Source organism: Pseudoalteromonas sp. 2CM41L, from assembly GCF_023161905.1.
Classification (GTDB): domain Bacteria; phylum Pseudomonadota; class Gammaproteobacteria; order Enterobacterales; family Alteromonadaceae; genus Pseudoalteromonas; species Pseudoalteromonas atlantica.
The window spans coordinates 210,786-228,298 of the sequence record NZ_JALNTN010000002.1; the positions used below are offsets into that span (position 1 = coordinate 210,786).

Sequence of the window (17,513 nt, forward strand, 5' to 3'; positions counted from 1 at the left end):
ATCGGCGATTAGCGCAGTTTGGTAGCGCACTTGGTTTGGGTCCAAGGGGTCGCAGGTTCAAATCCTGCATCGCCGACCACTTCTTTTATTTTTATAATAGAATAGCTTACAGGCAAACTATGAAGTTTTCGATGCGCCCGTAGCTCAGCTGGATAGAGCAACGCCCTTCTAAGGCGTTGGTCGAAGGTTCGAATCCTTCCGGGTGCGCCATTTGAAAACAAAGTAAATACCGTGGTGATTGTAGCTCAGTTGGTAGAGCCCCGGATTGTGATTCCGGTTGTCGTGGGTTCGAGCCCCATCAGTCACCCCAATTTACTTCGAGTATCGGCGATTAGCGCAGTTTGGTAGCGCACTTGGTTTGGGTCCAAGGGGTCGCAGGTTCAAATCCTGCATCGCCGACCACTTTCTCATAAGTGGTCTTAAATTCAACATTTAAGTATTCAACACGATTATCGGCGATTAGCGCAGTTTGGTAGCGCACTTGGTTTGGGTCCAAGGGGTCGCAGGTTCAAATCCTGCATCGCCGACCACTTTCTTAACCTTAAAGAAAGTAAACGAGTAATCACTCAGCAATAACTTCTATTTACTTCCTACTAAAATATCGCTTTAACGAACCAGTTAGTCTTTTTTTTACGCAGTTGGTCTCGATCGTAGCTAAACTAGTCCAAATAATTGCCCCCTACACTCGACTATCATAATTATTAGGTTATAATGCCGCGTCTATTGTTTAACATAGTGCCCGAAGGGCAGAGCAGCAATGGGATCTCATGGTAGTGACGGATGCTTTTTAGTGAAAAATCGCTTTAAAATTTATCAAGACTCATGAAGATTACTTTGTTTGTAAGGAAGGCGAACAGTCGCCAAAATTGAATATTGAGGTAAATCATGCAAGTTTCTGTTGAGACGACTCAAGGCCTTGAGCGCCGTCTGACCATCACCGTTCCTGCAGAGAACGTTGAGACCGAAGTAAAAAAACGCTTACAACAACTGTCAAAAACGCAGCGTATCGATGGCTTCCGTGCTGGTAAAGTACCAGTTTCAGTAATTAACAAGCGTTTTGGACCTGCGGTTCGTCAAGAAGTAGCTGGCGAAGTAATGCAGCGTAACTACATTGAAGCAATTGTTGCTGAAAAAATTAACCCTGCTGGCGCACCATCATTTGCACCTAAATCACTTGAAGCAGGTAAAGATTTAGAGTTTACAGCAACGTTTGAAGTATACCCTGAAGTTGAAGTTCAAGGTTTAGACAAAATTGCAGTAGAAAAACCAGCAGTAACAGTAACTGACGAAGACTTAGCAAACATGCTAGAAACACTTCGTAAGCAACACGCTTCTTGGGCTGATGTTGACGCAGCTGCTGGCGAAAACGACCGTGTAACAGTTGATTTCGTAGGTACTATCGACGGTGAAGAGTTTGAAGGCGGCAAAGCTGAAGACTTCCCACTTGAGCTTGGCCAAGGTCGTATGATCCCAGGTTTTGAAGACAACATCGTTGGTAAAAAAGCAGGCGAAGAAGTAGTTGCTGATGTAACTTTCCCTGAAGATTACCACGCTGAAAACCTGAAAGGTAAAGCGGCTCAATTCACTATCACAGTGAAAAAAGTTGAAGCACAAGAGCTACCTGAATTAAGCGAAGAGTTTGCAACTAAGTTCGGTGTTACCGAAGGCGGCGTAGACGCGCTTAAAGAAGAAGTTAAAAAGAACATGACACGTGAGCTAGACCAAGCGGTTAAAGCTAACGTGAAAGACCAAGCGATTAAAGGTCTTTTAGAAAACAACGAAATCGAAGTGCCTAAAGCACTTATTGATCAAGAAGTTGACGCACTACGTCAGCAAGCAGCTCAACGTTTTGGTGGTGACGCTAAAAACATGCCTGAGCTTCCAGCTGAATTGTTCCACGAGCAAGCTGTAACTCGCGTTAAAACTGGCCTATTACTAGGTGAAGTGATCAAAGCAAACGATATCAAAGTTGATGATGAAAAAGTTGAAGCATTAATTGCTACAGTTGCATCTGCTTACGAAGATCCAACTGAAGTAGTAGAATACTACAAAGCAAATGATCAACTTATGCAGCAAATGCGTAATGTTGCAATGGAAGAGCAAGCTGTTGAAGCTATTTTAGCTAAAGCAAACGTGTCTGACGTTGAAAAAGCATTTGATGACATCATGAATCCTCAGCAAGGTGCTTAATAAGTCATTGACTTAAGCGCTCGCTAACGATTAAATGGCTCGTGTTACTCTGTTTATGCAGTGTGCCCGGGCCATTTTAGTTTGTGCCCCATAATTTGCGAAAAATGATAACTATGCTTCCTTTAGTAAGAAAAAGCATAAGCGCATAAGGAATTAAAAAAGTATGAACACTGGTATGACAGATCCCCTAAATGCATTAGTCCCTATGGTTGTTGAACAAACAGCTAAAGGTGAGCGCTCGTATGACATTTATTCGCGTCTATTAAAAGAGCGAATTATCTTTTTAACGGGCCAAGTTGAAGACAACATGGCAAACCTAATTTTAGCGCAAATGCTATTTTTAGAATCAGAGAACCCTGAAAAAGATATCTTTTTATATATTAATTCTCCAGGTGGTTCTGTAACCGCTGGTATGGCAATTTACGATACAATGAACTTCATCAAACCAGATGTAAGTACTATTTGTGTTGGCCAAGCGGCAAGCATGGGCGCATTTTTGCTTACTGCTGGCGCTAAAGGTAAGCGTTTTTGTTTACCAAACTCACGTGTAATGATTCACCAACCGCTAGGTGGTTTCCAAGGTCAAGCATCTGACTTTGAAATACACGCAAAAGAAATTCTGTCTATTAAAGACAAACTTAACCGCTTAATGGCAGAGCATACAGGCCAGCCATTAGATGTTATTTCACGCGATACTGACCGTGATAACTTTATGAGTGCATCACAAGCTGTAGATTACGGCCTGGTTGACTCAGTGTTTACAAATCGCGAAAGCAAGTAAGCGTGTAGGCAAGCAAATAATTGCTTGCCACTTTGAGTTACTATGCGAAAACCAGTAAATTTTGGTATAGTTAAAAGCGAATTTGAAATAGTTGCCAACCTTATTTGGCAGCCAACGTATAAAAGAGGTAGCTGAATGTCTGACACTCCTACAGACGGCGACAAAAGTAATAAATTGTTATACTGCTCTTTTTGTGGCAAAAGCCAACACGAAGTGCGTAAATTAATTGCAGGTCCTTCAGTATACATTTGTGATGAATGTGTAGAGCTGTGTAACGATATTATCAGGGAAGAAATCAAAGACATTGCTCCTAAGCATAATTCGTCTGATAAACTACCTGTGCCAAAAGAAATTCGTAATCACTTAGATGACTACGTAATTGGTCAAGACCATGCTAAAAAAGTATTGTCTGTAGCGGTATACAATCACTACAAGCGCCTACGCAACCAATCTACAAAGCAAGAAGTAGAACTAGGTAAAAGTAACATTTTGCTTATTGGCCCTACAGGTAGTGGTAAAACATTACTGGCAGAAACACTTGCGCGTTTACTTGATGTACCGTTTACTATGGCAGATGCAACTACACTAACCGAAGCCGGTTATGTAGGTGAAGATGTAGAAAACATCATTCAAAAACTGCTACAAAAATGTGACTACGACGTAGAAAAAGCGCAACGTGGTATTGTTTACATTGATGAAATTGACAAAATTTCGCGTAAATCAGATAACCCATCTATTACACGCGACGTGTCGGGTGAGGGCGTACAACAAGCGCTGCTTAAACTAATTGAAGGCACGGTTGCCTCAGTACCACCACAAGGTGGTCGTAAGCACCCGCAGCAAGAGTTTTTACAGGTTGATACCTCTAAGATTTTATTTATCTGTGGTGGTGCCTTTGCAGGCCTAGATAAAGTAATTGAACAGCGTAGCCATAAAAATACCGGAATTGGCTTTGGTGTTAACGTTAAAGAGTCAGCGTCGAGCCGCTCTTTAAGCGAAACATTCAAAGACGTAGAGCCAGAAGATTTAGTTAAGTACGGCTTAATTCCTGAGTTTATTGGTCGTTTACCTGTTGTTGCTACATTAACTGAGCTTGATGAAGCGGCACTTGTACAAATATTAAGTGAACCTAAAAACGCCATTACTAAACAGTTCTCTGTATTGTTTGGTATGGAAGACGTTGAATTAGAGTTCCGTGATGATGCACTAAGCGCTATTGCTCACAAAGCAATGGAGCGTAAAACAGGTGCTCGCGGACTTCGCTCAATTGTTGAAGGCGTACTGCTTGATACTATGTATGAGCTGCCATCAATGGATGATGTAAGCAAAGTGGTTATAGATGAAACCGTGATTAAAGGTGAATCTGACCCAATCTTGATTTATGAAAACAATAATCAAGATAAAGCTGCATCAGAGTAGTTTTTAAGCTATTTGTATAAAAAAGGAGCCTTAGGCTCCTTTTTTTATAATTAATTTGAACGAGTTGGGGAAAATTGTTGAACTTTAATTAGATTATCCCCATATACTTGAGTAATCTTTTAAATAAATGAAGTGCGAAGAGAAACTATAATGACGCTTGAGAGAACCGATCGAGTCGAAATCCCAGTGTTAGCACTGCGCGATGTTGTGGTATATCCGCACATGGTGATCCCGCTTTTTGTAGGCCGTGAAAAATCAATAAAATGCCTCGAAGCGGCAATGGATAAAGACAAACAAATTTTCTTGGTTGCACAAAAAGATGCAACTGTAGACGAACCTGAGCAAGACGATATTTACCGTATCGGTACTATTGCTACTGTACTTCAGTTATTAAAGTTACCAGACGGTACAGTTAAAGTTTTAGTTGAAGGTACGCAGCGCGCACAAATTGAAGAATTTGTAGATAACGATGAGTTTTTTGTAGCGAATGCTCAGTTCATCGAATCTGATTCAGTGGATGAGCAAGAGCAAGATATTTTCATCCGCAGCGCTGTTAGCCAGTTTGAAGGCTATGTAAAACTTAATAAAAAAATTCCACCTGAGGTATTAACCTCTGTTTCAGGCATTGATGAGCCAGCACGCCTTGCCGATACAATGGCAGCGCATATGCCCTTAAAAGTGCCTGAAAAACAAAAAGTGTTAGAGATTTCAAGCGTTACAGAGCGCTTAGAATACTTAATGGCACTGATGGAAGGTGAAATAGACTTATTGCAAGTTGAGAAAAAAATTCGTACCCGCGTGAAAAAGCAGATGGAAAAATCTCAGCGCGAGTACTACCTCAACGAGCAAATGAAAGCCATTCAAAAAGAACTTGGTGAGCTTGATGATGTACCTGACGAATTTGAAGCGCTTAAAAAGCGTATTGAAGAATCAGGTATGCCAGAAGAAGCGAAAGAAAAAGCATCAGCTGAGCTTAATAAGCTTAAAATGATGTCGCCAATGTCTGCAGAGGCCACTGTAGTGCGTTCATACATTGATACGTTAATTAACGTACCATGGAAAAAACGCTCGAAAGTGAAAAAAGACTTAGCAGGCGCGCAAAAAATTCTTGATAGCGATCACCACGGCTTAGATAAAGTTAAAGAACGCATAATTGAATACCTCGCGGTGCAACAACGTACCAATAAGCTCAAAGGGCCTATTTTATGTTTAGTGGGACCACCGGGTGTAGGTAAAACATCACTAGGGCAGTCTATTGCACGCTCTACGGGTCGTAAATATGTTCGTATGGCATTAGGTGGCGTACGTGACGAAGCTGAAATTCGTGGTCATCGTCGTACTTACATTGGCTCTATGCCAGGCAAGCTGATTCAAAACATGACAAAAGTGGGCGTTAAAAACCCATTATTCTTGTTAGATGAAATCGACAAAATGTCATCTGATATGCGCGGCGACCCAGCATCAGCACTATTAGAGGTGCTAGATCCGGAGCAAAACAGCCACTTTGCTGATCACTACTTAGAAGTAGACTACGATTTATCGGATGTAATGTTTGTAGCAACATCAAACAGCTTTAATATTCCTGGTCCATTATTGGACAGAATGGAAGTTATTCGCTTATCGGGTTACACCGAAGATGAAAAGCTAAACATTGCAAAAGAGCACTTAATTACTAAGCAAGTTAAACGCAATGGTTTAAAACCTTCTGAGCTAGTAATAGAAGACAGTGCAATTATTGGCATTATTCGTTACTACACGCGTGAAGCGGGCGTACGTAATTTAGAGCGCGAAGTATCTAAACTCTGTCGTAAAGCCGTTAAAAATATCTTACTTGATAAAGAGACTAAAACAGTCACTATCAATCAAGATAACCTAGAAGAGTTTTTAGGTGTACAGCGCTACGACTACGGTAAAGCCGAAGACGGCGATCGCATTGGTCAGGTAACAGGCTTAGCGTGGACCGAAGTAGGCGGCGATTTACTGACCATTGAATGTGCGGCTGTGCCAGGTAAAGGCAAGCTAAGCTACACAGGCTCACTGGGCGATGTAATGCAAGAGTCGATACAAGCGGCCATGACGGTGGTTCGTAATCGTGCTGATACGTTCCGTATTAATAACGATTTTTACGAAAAACGCGACATTCATGTGCATGTACCAGAGGGCGCGACCCCTAAAGATGGTCCAAGCGCCGGTGCAGCAATGGTAACGGGTTTAGTATCGAGCTTAACAGGTAACCCCGTTAAAGCCGATGTAGCAATGACAGGTGAAATAACACTGCGCGGTGAAGTACTGCCTATTGGTGGTTTAAAAGAGAAACTACTTGCTGCACACCGTGGTGGAATTAAAACAGTCATCATTCCTAAAATTAACGAACGTGACTTAAAAGAGATCCCAGATAACGTACTGGCAGGCTTAGATGTTCACCCAGTTACGTGGATTGATGAAGTATTAAAGTTAGCTTTAGTGCATCCTGTTGAGAGTTTTTCAGTCGAAACACCGAAAAACCAATAAAAAACCCAAAAAAAGTGCTTTAAAGGGCTTTTCAAATCTAATCGGTATGATAAGTTAAGCACTGGTTTTCGAGCCTAGCCCTTATGGGGCCTAGGCTTAAGAAAAATATAATCATGTGAGCATTAAAAGTTTGCTCTAAAATTTTCAAAAAAGTGATGTTAGTTTAAAAAACAATCGCTCTTGATAATAACAATGAAAGAGGATGATATTGTGAATAAATCTCAATTAATCGATCAAATCGCAGCTGACGCTGACATTTCTAAAGCGGCTGCAGGTCGTGCACTAGATTCATTCATCGAGTCTGTATCTGGAGCGCTTAAAGATGGCGATTCAGTTGCACTTGTAGGTTTTGGTACTTTCTCAGTACGCGAGCGTGCTGCTCGTTCAGGCCGTAACCCACAAACTGGTGAAACTATCCAAATCGCTGCGGCAAATATTCCTTCTTTCAAAGCCGGTAAAGCGCTGAAAGACGCAGTAAACTAATCACTGTTTAAATACAGATTAGTTATGGCGAGTGTATATAAACTTAATTATCCTAATCGATGAATTAAGTAACTTCACCGCCAGTTACTTCAAGTGAAAAAGCGTATCTGGTAAGATACGCTTTTTTTACATATGACAAGGTAAAATACCTTGATCAATAAGAGATAAACAAATGCTTGAGAAAATCAGAGAGGGCTCACAGGGTCCTGTAGCCAAAATAATTTTAGGCGCGGTGATTTTATCTTTTGCCTTAGCAGGGATCGGTAGTTACTTAGGTCAAACCCCAGAACAACCCGTTGCTGAAGTAAATGGAATTAAAATTAGCCAAACCGAATTTAATCGTGCTTATCAAAACGAACGTAGCCGTTTAGAGCAACAATTTGGCGAATACTTTGCACAAATCAGTGCAGATCCGAATTACATGGCGCAAATTCGTCAAGGTGTAATTGACCGCTTAGTACAACAAGAATTGCAATCACAATTAGCGGCAGATTTAGGCCTTCGCGTAAGCGACGACAGCGTACGTAAAACAATTTTAGAACTACCGTACTTTCAAATTGGTGAAAAATTTAATAACGACCGTTACCTACAAGTAATTCGTCAAATGAACTTTCAACCAGATGCTTTTCGTGAGTACTTACGTAAAGACATGACACGCAGCCAATTAGTGTCTGCGGTTGCTGGTACTGAGTTTGCACTTGAAAACGAGCTTAAACGCGCTGCAGCCCTGCAGCAGCAAACGCGTAGCATAGACTACCTTGTTTTAAGCAAAGAAGAGTTACAAGCAAACGTAGACGTATCTGAGCAAGAAATTGCTGATTACTACGAGCTAAACGCATCACAATTTTTATCGCCAGAGCGTGTATCGGTTGATTACATTGAGCTTAAAGCACAAGATATCACCGTAGAGTCGGTAACAGAAGACGACGTAAAAGCGTATTATGAGCAAAATAAAGCACAATACATCGAGCCTGAAAAACGCCGTGTATCGCACATTTTAATTGATAACAGCGAAGATGATGATGCCGCGCTTGAAAAAGCCAACGCATTACATGAGCAGTTAGAACAAGGTGCTGATTTTGCACAGCTTGCAGAGTCATCATCTGATGATGTTGTGAGTGGCGAAATGGGCGGCGACCTAGAGTGGATTGAGCGCGATGTAATGGACCCTGCTTTTGAAGATGCTGCATTTGCGCTTCAAAACAAAGGTGATATTTCAGAGGTTGTAGCATCAGAGTTTGGTTATCACATCATTAAACTTACTGACTTACAGCCAGAGCAAGTAAAAGCATATGACGACGTAAAAGCCGACTTACGTGCAGAGCTTGAGCAAACTGAAAAAGTAGATGCGTTTTACGAAAAGCAAACAGAAATGGGTGCCTTAGCATTTGAGATTTCTGACCGTTTAGACGATGCAGCAGAAGTGGCAGACGTTGAAGTTAAAACCACGCCACTTGTTGCACGTAATGCATTGCCAGAGCCACTTAATACACCTGCGGTAATTTCTCAGTTGTTCTCAGTAGAATTACTTGAAGATAAAGTAAACTCAGAAGTGATTGAGCTAGGTGATGAGCACGTTATTGTAGTACGTGTAAATAAATACGAGCCATCTGCAACTAAACCACTTGCGCAAGTGAGTGAGCAAATCAAAACACGTTTAGTTAATGAAAAAGCATCAACACTTGCTAAAGAAAAAGCACGTGAGTTATTTGCACAAGTTCAAGCGGGTAAAACGCTAAGCGATGTGGCCAGTGAGCAAAACCTAACGGTACGTGAAGAAGCGAGCTTAACGCGTCAAAGCTACACGGTTTCGCCTGCTATTGTAACGCAAGCGTTTAAAATGCCTCGTCCTAATGATGCACCAAGCACAGACGTGGTTGATTTAAACAACGGTGATGCGGCAATTGTTGCACTTAAATCGGTAAGCGATGCGCAAATAACCGCAAATATCGACCCGCAAGTACAGCAAAACATTACTATGGCGCAAGCTAACAAAAACTACTTAGCGTTTATTGAGTCTTTAAAGGCTAAAGCTGAGCTAAATCTACCTGTGGTAGAGCAAGCAGCAGAATAATCGCGACACATTAAAAAAGGCGCGTTACTTTATAAGTAACGCGCCTTTTTTATAACTTCAATGTGTGCTTAGAAAATGATTAGGCAATACTGCTTATAAATATAAGCTTTGAATTAACAGCAAATTAGGCGCTGTGTTACTTTTGATTGCGGATTTTGAAACACCTCTTCGGTACGCCCATATTCTACTACCTCACCTTTTTCAAGCACCACTAGCTGATCGCTGATATGGCGCACTAAACTTAAATGGTGCGTAATGAGTACATAAGTTAGACCGGTTTCTTTTTGCAGCTTAAGTAATAAGTTAACTGTTTGCGCACGAACGGAGGGATCTAAAGCCGACAGCGCTTCATCAAGCACCACCACTATAGGGTCTAAAATGAGCGCCCGCGCCAACGCTACACGCTGCAATTGGCCTACACTAAACATGTGAGGGTAATAATGTTGATGATCGATTAGCAGTCCCACTTTAGAAAGCGTGGCATCTATTTTTTCTTGGCGAGCCAGTTGGTCTGAATCGGTATTATACTGCAAGCAATCATCTAGCATATCACCTATGGTGAGACCCGGATTGAGCGAGGCAGCGGAGTCTTGGAATATCATGCGGATATGTCGACATTGATCATCGCGCACGCCGTCATCTTCAATAATATTACTTTCTAATAAAATTTGCCCACTGTCGGCGCTATCGGCCCCTGCGAGTAATTTAGCGAGTGTACTTTTACCCGCACCGGTTTCACCGATTACTGCGATTGTTTCGCCTTTGCCCACACAAAAAGAGATATTTTTTAGTACCTCAAATTTTTTGCGGCTAAATAAACCGGCACGTATGTTAAAGGTTTTACAAAGCGCTTGTACTTTTAATACCGGTTGCATTACTTCATCTCCTTAATCAGCGGAAAATGACACGCATAGCTGTGCCCATGGTGCTTAGTAAGTGCAGGGGTAATTACACATTCTTTTTGTGCTTGAGGGCAGCGTGGGCCTAATCGGCAACCGATAGGTAAATGTTGCAAAGTAGGGATAGTGCCTTTAAGTGCATAAAAGGGTTCTTTGTGTGCCAAGCCTTGCTCATAATTGGGTAAGCTTTTTAATAACGCTTGCGTGTAAGGGTGGCGAGGCTGGCGAAAAATACGTTGCGTTGGGCCGGCTTCAACCATTTGCCCACAATATAAAACATGAATACCGTGCGACCAGTCGGCTATTTCTTCAAGCTCATGAGAAATCATCAAAATAGACATATTTTTTAATTGATTTAAGCTTTTTAGCAGCCTAAATACCTGTGCACGGGTGGTGCTTTCAAGCGCTGTAGTAGGCTCATCAGCAATTAGTAGCTTAGGAGTGCGCGCTATGGCCATGGCAATCATGACCTTTTGGCACACGCCTTCTGAGAGCTCGTGCGGGTAACTATCAAGCACAGCGTCGTGGTTTTTAATACCCACTTTATGAATAAGTGCTTTCACGCGGTCTTTACGTTCCCTATTGCGCTTTAAAAAAAAGCCTTTAGTGGATGTTTCAGGCAGTGTTTCGGCTATTTGGTCAAATATTTTAGCGGTTGGGTCAAGGCAGCGGCTAGGATCTTGGTAAATCATCGCAATGTCTTGGCTGACTGTTTTTCTGCGTTGCTCTGGGGTTAAGCGCATTAAATCAACACCGCGCCAATGCATTCTATCGGCTGTTATATGCCAGCGTTCGTTAAGTACCCCAACAATGGCTTTGGCTATTAAGCTTTTACCAGAGCCCGACTCACCCACCAAGCCATGTACTTCGCCTTCTTTTAGGCTAAAGCTGACTCTATCTACAGCGCGAATTACCGTTTCAGAGGTACGCAGCTCTATGGTTAAATTTCTAACGTCGAGTAATTGCATTTAATCAGCCTTACGTGCTTTAAGCACTTTTCGTAGGCCATCACCTACTAAATTGGTAGACAAAACCGCTAAAAATAATAATACACCCGGTAGCGCAACGGTCCAAGGTGCTAAATATATAAGGCCTAAATTCTCAGCCAGTATGGCGCCCCATTCGGTAGTTGGGGGCTGTGCACCAAGTTTTAAAAAGCCTAAGGCGGCAATATCTAAAATAGCAGTAGAAAGCGCGGTGGTAAAAATAACCACAATGTGCTCATAAATATTAGGAAAAATACCCCGCGACAAAATATGCCAGTTAGAGGCACCATCAAGCCTAAAAGCGGTAATGTAGTCTTTGCTTAGCTCATCAACAATTAAATTACGAATAGAGTGAATAAATTGCGGTAATAACGCCAGTATAATGGCCCACACTGTATTCATTAAGCCCGGCCCAAGCACTGCAATAATAATAATCGCCAATAGCAAAGACGGAATAGAGAGCGTGATATCAAGCAAGTGATTTAAAAAGCTTGAGCGAAGGCCGCGGCTAATGCCGGCAAAGGTGCCAACAAGCACACCAATAATGGTGGTAATAAATGCAGCCACCACCGATAAGCCAAACGTGTAGGTTGCGCCATTCATCAAGCGCGAGAGTACATCGCGTCCTAAATCATCGGTGCCTAAAATAAAGCGCACATCGCCCATTTCTCGCCATGATGGCGGTATAAGTAAAGCATCGCTATGTTGCTGGTTAACTCCATACGGCGCTAAAAAGGGCGCACTGGCGGCCAATAACGCAAACGCCATAAAAATCCATAACCCCACCAAGGCGGGGTGATTGTTTTTAAATTTGCGCCAAAAACGCGCCAGCGGCGATTTATTCGACTCTTCAGAAAATAATTTAAACTTTACCATGTGCCTGATTCCGCGAAATTGGGTCGAACAGAGTATATGTAAGCTCGGCAACAATAGTGGCAATAATAACAAACATAGACACCGCCATTAAACCGCCTTGAATAGCAGGGTAGTCTCGTTGGTAAATACTATCGATTAGCCAACGGCCAATACCCGGCCAAGAAAAAATAACTTCGGTTATCATGGCAAGCGTAATAAGCGTACTAAATTGCAGTCCTATTTGTTTTATTACCGGCAATAGCGCATTGCGTAGCGCATGATGCATGATTAATTGGCGGCGATTAAGGCCTTTTGCCCTGGCCGTTTTTATAAAGCTTTGATCCATTACTTTAAGCATAGAGTCGCGGGTAAAGCGCACTAAAACAGTGGTAGGAAACATGGCCAGTACTATGGTTGGCAGTGTTAAGTGATGCAGTGCATCTATAAATGCTTCACCTTTGTAGGGGAAGCCTGCGAGCATAATATCGATTAATATAAACCCGGTATTAGGCGGTATTTCAAATAGTAATCCCATTCTACCCGACATAGGAAACCAGCCCAGTTTGAGCGAAAAAATCATAATAAGTAACAGCGCTAACCAAAAAACCGGAATAGAGTAACCAATCATGGTGGTAGAGCTAATTAATTTATCTGGCCAACGGCGTGTATATGCTGAGGCCAAAATGCCCGCTGGTACGCCTACCACAACCGATACAATAAGCGCATAAACACACAGCTCTAAAGTTGCTGGAATTAAATCTAAAATGTGCTGAAAAACGTTATCTCCCGAGGCAAACGACACGCCCCAGTCACCTTGAAATATACGCCCTAAAAACGCTAAATACTGCATAACGTAGTTGCTGTCATACATGTATTTATCTTCAAGCTCACTGTGCTGAGAAAAATTACCGCTAGGAATGCCACTTAGGTTGCTAAGCGGATCCCCTGGGAACAAGTAGCTAAGCGAAAAGGTAAATATGCTTAGCATTAAAATCATGAATAAAAACAAGCCAAGGCGGCGTAATATATAATCTAGTATCATTATTTTTTCCTCGCATTTGCGAGTGAAATAGCCCCAAATGGGCCAAGGGTTATCCCTTCTACATCGGCACTATTTGCTTGAAAACGCATACCATGAGCAATAGGCACCAACGGGAGCTGATCAATAATCAGCGCTTGAACCTGATCGTAATATTGTTTGCGCAAACTTAAATCGGTGGTGTCGAGCGCTTGGGTAAGCAATAAGTCAAACTGTGGGTTACACCAATTGGCTGGGTTTTTACCGCTAAAAGTGGCGGTGCAACTTAGTAATGGGCTAAAAAAGTTATCTGGATCGGGGGTATCGGCAGCCCAGCCGAGTAATACGCTATCGTGGCGGTGCTCACCTATACGCTGAATAAAAGTATTCCACTCGTATTCAACAATACTTACGTTAACACCTATTTTGCGTAAATCGCTTTGCATCAGCTCAGCCATTTTACGGGCATTAGGATTGTATATTCGACTCACCGGCATTGCCCAAATGGTCATATCAAAGCCATTCGGTAACCCCGCTTCTATGAGTAGTTTTTTAGCTAGCTCTGGGTCAAACATAGGCATGTTTTCTTGTGGTTCAAAGCCCCACGAAGTCGGCGGTAAAATAGATTGCGCGCGTATACCATTACCGTAATAAACGGCTTGCATTATTTTGTCTATATCAATTGCATGCGCAAGGGCTCTGCGTACTCTAATGTCATCAAAAGGGGCGCGCTCAGTATTAAAGGCCCAATAACCAATATTTAAATTGGTTTCTTTTTCAACGTTTATATCGTCTCGTTGCGCTAAAATACTCAGTTGTGCGCTACTTGGGTGGGCGGTTACATCGCACTCTTTAGTGAGCATTTTTGCTATGCGCGTAGTGCCGTTTGTCGTAATGTCGTAAACCAGCTGTTCAAGGGCAACATCGTGCTTCCAATAAAGAGGGTTGCGGTAAAAGCGCACTAAGTGATCGCGTCGGTACTCTTTGTATATGTAGGGGCCTGTGCCAATAGGGTACTGATCGAATAAATTAGTTTGATCTCGCGCTTTTAATTGCATTGCGTATTCTTGCGACAGCACCACGGCAAAGTCGGTGGCCATGTTCGTTAAAAAACTGCTTTCTGGGTGAAATAGCTCAAAGCGCACTTGATAGTCAGACACGCGTACAATTTTACGAATAAGCTGATCGAGCCCCACACTTTGAAAATACGGGTAGTTTGCATCGCCTACAAAATGGTACGGGTTGTACACGTCAAATAATCGGCTAAAGGTAAAAATAACATCATCAGCATTAAAGTCGCGAGTAGGGGTAAAGTACGAGGTAGAATGAAATTTTACGCCTTTACGCAGCGTAAAGGTAACCGACTTTCCATCGTTGCTAATTTTCCAATCGGTTGCCAGCTCACTTTTAAAATCTGCAGTAACGGGGTCAATACTAATTAAACGGTCAAATAACTGATTAGCAATAATATCAATAGTTGAGCCAGTGGTTGTTACTTGCGGATTAAACGACACAGGGTTCGCTTCGGCGCAATAAACGAGGCCTTGGTTTTTCTCTTCTATAATTTCTTCTTTACTATCAAAGCAGCCTGTTAAGGTGCTGGCTAGTAAAACAAGTAGTATTTTATGCACTCGCATAACCTCTAACTATTTATCTTCTAATAAATTGTATTTTTTAAGATAACCACGTAATTGATGATACGTTAAACCGAGTACTTCTGCAGTTTTCTTTTGATTAAATTGGCTATGCTCAAGGGCTTTATTAATCATATTTATTTCAAATTCGTTAGAGCGCTCTTTTAAGCTACACGGAAATTCAATTGGAGCGCTAAGCTCGTTACTAAGCTCGCTAATAGGTGTGGCTAGTGTTGTAGGCTCCGCTGGGGCAAGCGGTGTTGCAATAGGAGCTTTAATGCGTGCTTTGGGTCTAAAACGGCTTTCAAATGGGTCTAAAATAATCTGGTGAACGGGAATATGTTCATTACCATGACGATACAAACTTCGCTCAACTACATTTTTAAGCTCGCGTATATTACCCGGCCAATCGTAATTTAGCAGGGTTTCGGTGGCGCTGCGGGTAAAGCCACTAAATAACTCCCACTCTAAATCGCGTGCCATATTCATGGCAAATTGCTCAGCGAGTAGCATAATATCGTCTTGACGTTCGCGCAGTGGTGGCAGGGTAATTACATCAAAGGCTAAGCGGTCAAGTAAGTCACTTCTAAATTCGCCCTGTTCAGCAAGGTGGGGTAAATCTTCGTTGGTGGCACACACTAAACGAGTATCTACCTTTACGGTGTGTTTACCACCAACCCGCTCAAATTCACCGTATTCTATAACGCGCAGAAGCTTTTCTTGTACCATGGCCGATGTATTAGCCAGCTCATCTAAAAATAAGGTACCGCTGTTAGCGCGCTCAAAGCGACCTTCGTGACGTTTACTTGCTCCGGTAAAAGCCCCACTTTCATGACCAAATAATTCGCTTTCGAGGAGGTTTTCGTTAAGGGCTGCACAGTTAAGCTTTACGTAGTTTTGATCCCAACGCTTTGATAAAAAGTGTAAACGGGCGGCTATAAGCTCTTTACCGGTTCCTCGCTCGCCAATAATAAGCACTGGCTTATCTAAATTAGCTAACTGCGATACCTGATCAAGTACAGCTAAAAAGCTATCAGATTGGCCGAGTAAATTATCCTGTTGGCGATATTGGCTCATTTTTCCTAACTCTTGGTCATTTTTGCTAACAGTTAGTGTATTTCATAATCAGGGATAACTAAAGGAATTTGTATATTTAGTTTAACTTAATGAAAATAAAGTGTATTTTAGATTTTAAAAAGTTGGCAAGCATATTGATACTAGTTACAGCAGACCAACTAAGTTTATATTACAGAGGTAAATGTTATGGGAATTTTTTCGCGTTTTGCAGACATTGTTAATTCTAATATCAATGCCATTTTAGATAAAGCAGAAGACCCAGAAAAAATGGTTCGTCTTATTATCCAAGAGATGGAAGACACATTGGTAGAGGTGCGCTCTACGTCAGCGAAAACACTGGCTGAGAAAAAAGAATTAGTACGTCGTGTAGACACACTAAAAGCACAAGTAAGCGATTGGCAAGACAAAGCAGAGCTTGCATTAAGTAAAGACCGCGACGATTTAGCGCGCTCAGCGTTACTTGAAAAGCAAAAATCGGCAGAAGCAGTCGCAGCAGTAGAGTCTGAGCTTGAGCATGTAGAGTCTCATATTGAGAAACTTCAGCAAGAAGTCACTACTCTACAAGAAAAGCTAGCCGATGCTAAAGCACGTCAAAAGGCAATTATTTTACGTCAACGTTCGGCTGAGTCGCGCCTTGAAGTGAAAAAAGCCCTTGATAGCTCTAAAGTAGAAGATGCACTTAATCGCTTTGAGCGCTACGAAACTAAAATTGATGGACTAGAATCTCAAATAGAGTCTTACGATTTAGGTAAAAAGTCGCTTGCAGATGAAATTGCCGACCTACAAAAAAATGAAAAGATAGATGATGAGCTTGCCGAACTTAAAAAGAAGCTAGCTGATAAATAACTTATAAAGGGGTACTTAAAGTGCCCCACTGCTTAAAACATCGATTACGGATTGTCAGGAGAGGATTATGTTTGATCCAGAGATACTAATTGCACCATTTATCTTGTTCATGATTTTTGTTGCGCCACTGTGGTTAATTTTGCACTACCGTAGCAAAAAGCAAGTGAGCCAAGGGTTAAGTGAGCATGAACATCGCCAGTTATTGGAACTTGCCCACAAGGCCGAAAAAATGGCTGATAGAGTAGAAACCCTTGAAGCATTACTCGATCAAGAGTCACCACAATGGAGACGCAAAGTATGAGTGCCAAACGCGAATTATTAAGAGACCCACAGCGCGGTAAAATCGCCGGTGTATGTGCGGGATTAAGTGACTACTTTAATATGGAGTTATGGTTAGTTCGCATTATTTTTGTTAGTGCGGTACTGCTAACGGGTGGCCCATTATTTGTGGTAGCGTATATTGCAGCGTGGTTTATTTTAGATAAAAAAGACCCCACAACTATACATACTAGTAGCTCAACTAAAACTGACGATCCGCTAGAAGTTAAATTTAAAGTATGGCAAAAAGGCGAGCCACCGCGCCGCGCATTGCAAGACTTAAAAGAGCGTTTAACGCGAATAGACACGCGTCTTCAAGATATGGAGCGCCATGTTACTTCAAGCGAGTTTACGGTTAGCCGTGAAATCAACAAACTTTAAAGGATTTAATAGCACTTTGTTCGGTGATTAACAGCATCAAT

General features: G+C 42.0%; 15 protein-coding genes and 5 tRNA genes. 14 read left to right on the forward strand and 6 right to left on the reverse strand.

All coding sequences use genetic code 11. The annotated features are described in order from the left end of the window. Positions 1-2 precede the first annotated feature (2 nt). From MTF64_RS03775 to MTF64_RS03825, 11 genes are all read left to right on the forward strand, one after another. Positions 3-79: transfer RNA gene (locus MTF64_RS03775), tRNA-Pro, on the forward strand. 54 nt (positions 80-133) lie between these two features. Continuing rightward, a tRNA-Arg gene (locus MTF64_RS03780) sits at positions 134-210 on the forward strand. A gap of 24 nt (positions 211-234) precedes the next feature. Further along, positions 235-310: transfer RNA gene (locus MTF64_RS03785), tRNA-His, on the forward strand. A 15-nt stretch (positions 311-325) separates the two neighbouring features. Beyond that, positions 326-402: transfer RNA gene (locus tag MTF64_RS03790), tRNA-Pro, on the forward strand. A gap of 51 nt (positions 403-453) precedes the next feature. After that, positions 454-530, forward strand: a tRNA-Pro gene (locus MTF64_RS03795). Between the two features lie 355 nt (positions 531-885). Continuing rightward, positions 886-2,190 carry a trigger factor gene (gene tig, locus MTF64_RS03800; protein WP_004586894.1) on the forward strand — a complete coding sequence of 435 codons (1,305 nt, stop codon included), beginning with the start codon at positions 886-888 and terminating at the stop codon, positions 2,188-2,190. A 163-nt stretch (positions 2,191-2,353) separates the two neighbouring features. Continuing rightward, positions 2,354-2,971, forward strand: a complete 618-nt coding sequence (gene clpP / locus MTF64_RS03805) for an ATP-dependent Clp endopeptidase proteolytic subunit ClpP (RefSeq protein WP_024033798.1) — start codon at positions 2,354-2,356, stop codon at positions 2,969-2,971. Positions 2,972-3,106: 135 nt separating this feature from the next. Next, positions 3,107-4,390: an ATP-dependent protease ATP-binding subunit ClpX gene (gene clpX / locus MTF64_RS03810; RefSeq protein WP_004586896.1), complete on the forward strand. Its 1,284-nt coding sequence runs from the start codon at positions 3,107-3,109 to the stop codon at positions 4,388-4,390. A 150-nt stretch (positions 4,391-4,540) separates the two neighbouring features. Beyond that, positions 4,541-6,901 carry an endopeptidase La gene (gene lon / locus MTF64_RS03815; protein ID WP_004586897.1) on the forward strand — a complete coding sequence of 787 codons (2,361 nt, stop codon included), beginning with the start codon at positions 4,541-4,543 and terminating at the stop codon, positions 6,899-6,901. A 183-nt stretch (positions 6,902-7,084) separates the two neighbouring features. Then, on the forward strand, positions 7,085-7,384 hold the full coding sequence (locus tag MTF64_RS03820; RefSeq protein WP_286247754.1) for an HU family DNA-binding protein: 300 nt from the start codon (positions 7,085-7,087) through the stop codon (positions 7,382-7,384). Between the two features lie 172 nt (positions 7,385-7,556). After that, positions 7,557-9,458: a SurA N-terminal domain-containing protein gene (locus MTF64_RS03825; protein WP_248450640.1), complete on the forward strand. Its 1,902-nt coding sequence runs from the start codon at positions 7,557-7,559 to the stop codon at positions 9,456-9,458. 113 nt (positions 9,459-9,571) lie between these two features. Here MTF64_RS03825 and MTF64_RS03830 read toward each other — a convergent pair whose 3' ends face one another. From MTF64_RS03830 to pspF, 6 genes are read right to left on the reverse strand one after another with little or no spacing between them, the layout of a single operon-like run. After that, positions 9,572-10,333 (reverse strand): ATP-binding cassette domain-containing protein, encoded by a 762-nt coding sequence (locus tag MTF64_RS03830; protein WP_096739310.1) that lies wholly within the window; start codon positions 10,331-10,333, stop codon positions 9,572-9,574. Further along, entirely contained in the window at positions 10,333-11,325 is a 993-nt protein-coding gene (locus tag MTF64_RS03835) for an oligopeptide/dipeptide ABC transporter ATP-binding protein (protein WP_004586901.1), read from the reverse strand. Before MTF64_RS03835 ends, MTF64_RS03830 begins: the two co-directional genes overlap by 1 nt. After that, positions 11,326-12,219, reverse strand: a complete 894-nt coding sequence (locus tag MTF64_RS03840) for an ABC transporter permease subunit (RefSeq protein ID WP_024033801.1) — start codon at positions 12,217-12,219, stop codon at positions 11,326-11,328. Continuing rightward, positions 12,206-13,240, reverse strand: coding sequence for an ABC transporter permease subunit (locus tag MTF64_RS03845; RefSeq protein ID WP_004586903.1), 1,035 nt, complete (start codon positions 13,238-13,240; stop codon positions 12,206-12,208). Before MTF64_RS03845 ends, MTF64_RS03840 begins: the two co-directional genes overlap by 14 nt. Beyond that, positions 13,240-14,847 carry an ABC transporter substrate-binding protein gene (locus MTF64_RS03850; protein ID WP_096739311.1) on the reverse strand — a complete coding sequence of 536 codons (1,608 nt, stop codon included), beginning with the start codon at positions 14,845-14,847 and terminating at the stop codon, positions 13,240-13,242. The genes MTF64_RS03845 and MTF64_RS03850 overlap by 1 nt, the downstream gene beginning before the upstream one ends. 15 nt (positions 14,848-14,862) lie before the next feature. Then, positions 14,863-15,927, reverse strand: coding sequence for a phage shock protein operon transcriptional activator (gene pspF / locus MTF64_RS03855; RefSeq protein WP_054983061.1), 1,065 nt, complete (start codon positions 15,925-15,927; stop codon positions 14,863-14,865). Positions 15,928-16,113: 186 nt separating this feature from the next. Between pspF and pspA the strand changes: the two genes are divergently transcribed. The 3 genes from pspA to pspC all read left to right on the forward strand — a co-directional run bounded on the left by pspA (position 16,114) and on the right by pspC (position 17,472). Then, positions 16,114-16,773: a phage shock protein PspA gene (gene pspA / locus MTF64_RS03860; RefSeq protein WP_004586906.1), complete on the forward strand. Its 660-nt coding sequence runs from the start codon at positions 16,114-16,116 to the stop codon at positions 16,771-16,773. Positions 16,774-16,840: 67 nt separating this feature from the next. Further along, positions 16,841-17,074: an envelope stress response membrane protein PspB gene (gene pspB, locus MTF64_RS03865; RefSeq protein ID WP_004586907.1), complete on the forward strand. Its 234-nt coding sequence runs from the start codon at positions 16,841-16,843 to the stop codon at positions 17,072-17,074. Next, positions 17,071-17,472 carry an envelope stress response membrane protein PspC gene (gene pspC, locus MTF64_RS03870; protein ID WP_004586908.1) on the forward strand — a complete coding sequence of 134 codons (402 nt, stop codon included), beginning with the start codon at positions 17,071-17,073 and terminating at the stop codon, positions 17,470-17,472. The genes pspB and pspC overlap by 4 nt, the downstream gene beginning before the upstream one ends. Positions 17,473-17,513: the final 41 nt, after the last annotated feature.

Bases quoted from the DNA above. Each gene is read 5' to 3' on its own strand.
- clpP (WP_024033798.1), top strand. From the start codon at position 2,354: ATGAACACTGGTATGACAGATCCCCTAAATGCATTAGTCCCTATGGTT.
- MTF64_RS03830 (WP_096739310.1), bottom strand. From the start codon at position 10,333: ATGCAACCGGTATTAAAAGTACAAGCGCTTTGTAAAACCTTTAACATA.
- lon (WP_004586897.1), top strand. From the start codon at position 4,541: ATGACGCTTGAGAGAACCGATCGAGTCGAAATCCCAGTGTTAGCACTG.
- pspB (WP_004586907.1), top strand. From the start codon at position 16,841: ATGTTTGATCCAGAGATACTAATTGCACCATTTATCTTGTTCATGATT.
- pspC (WP_004586908.1), top strand. From the start codon at position 17,071: ATGAGTGCCAAACGCGAATTATTAAGAGACCCACAGCGCGGTAAAATC.
- pspF (WP_054983061.1), bottom strand. From the start codon at position 15,927: ATGAGCCAATATCGCCAACAGGATAATTTACTCGGCCAATCTGATAGC.
- MTF64_RS03825 (WP_248450640.1), top strand. From the start codon at position 7,557: ATGCTTGAGAAAATCAGAGAGGGCTCACAGGGTCCTGTAGCCAAAATA.
- tig (WP_004586894.1), top strand. From the start codon at position 886: ATGCAAGTTTCTGTTGAGACGACTCAAGGCCTTGAGCGCCGTCTGACC.
- MTF64_RS03845 (WP_004586903.1), bottom strand. From the start codon at position 13,240: ATGATACTAGATTATATATTACGCCGCCTTGGCTTGTTTTTATTCATG.
- MTF64_RS03840 (WP_024033801.1), bottom strand. From the start codon at position 12,219: ATGGTAAAGTTTAAATTATTTTCTGAAGAGTCGAATAAATCGCCGCTG.
- clpX (WP_004586896.1), top strand. From the start codon at position 3,107: ATGTCTGACACTCCTACAGACGGCGACAAAAGTAATAAATTGTTATAC.
- MTF64_RS03835 (WP_004586901.1), bottom strand. From the start codon at position 11,325: ATGCAATTACTCGACGTTAGAAATTTAACCATAGAGCTGCGTACCTCT.
- pspA (WP_004586906.1), top strand. From the start codon at position 16,114: ATGGGAATTTTTTCGCGTTTTGCAGACATTGTTAATTCTAATATCAAT.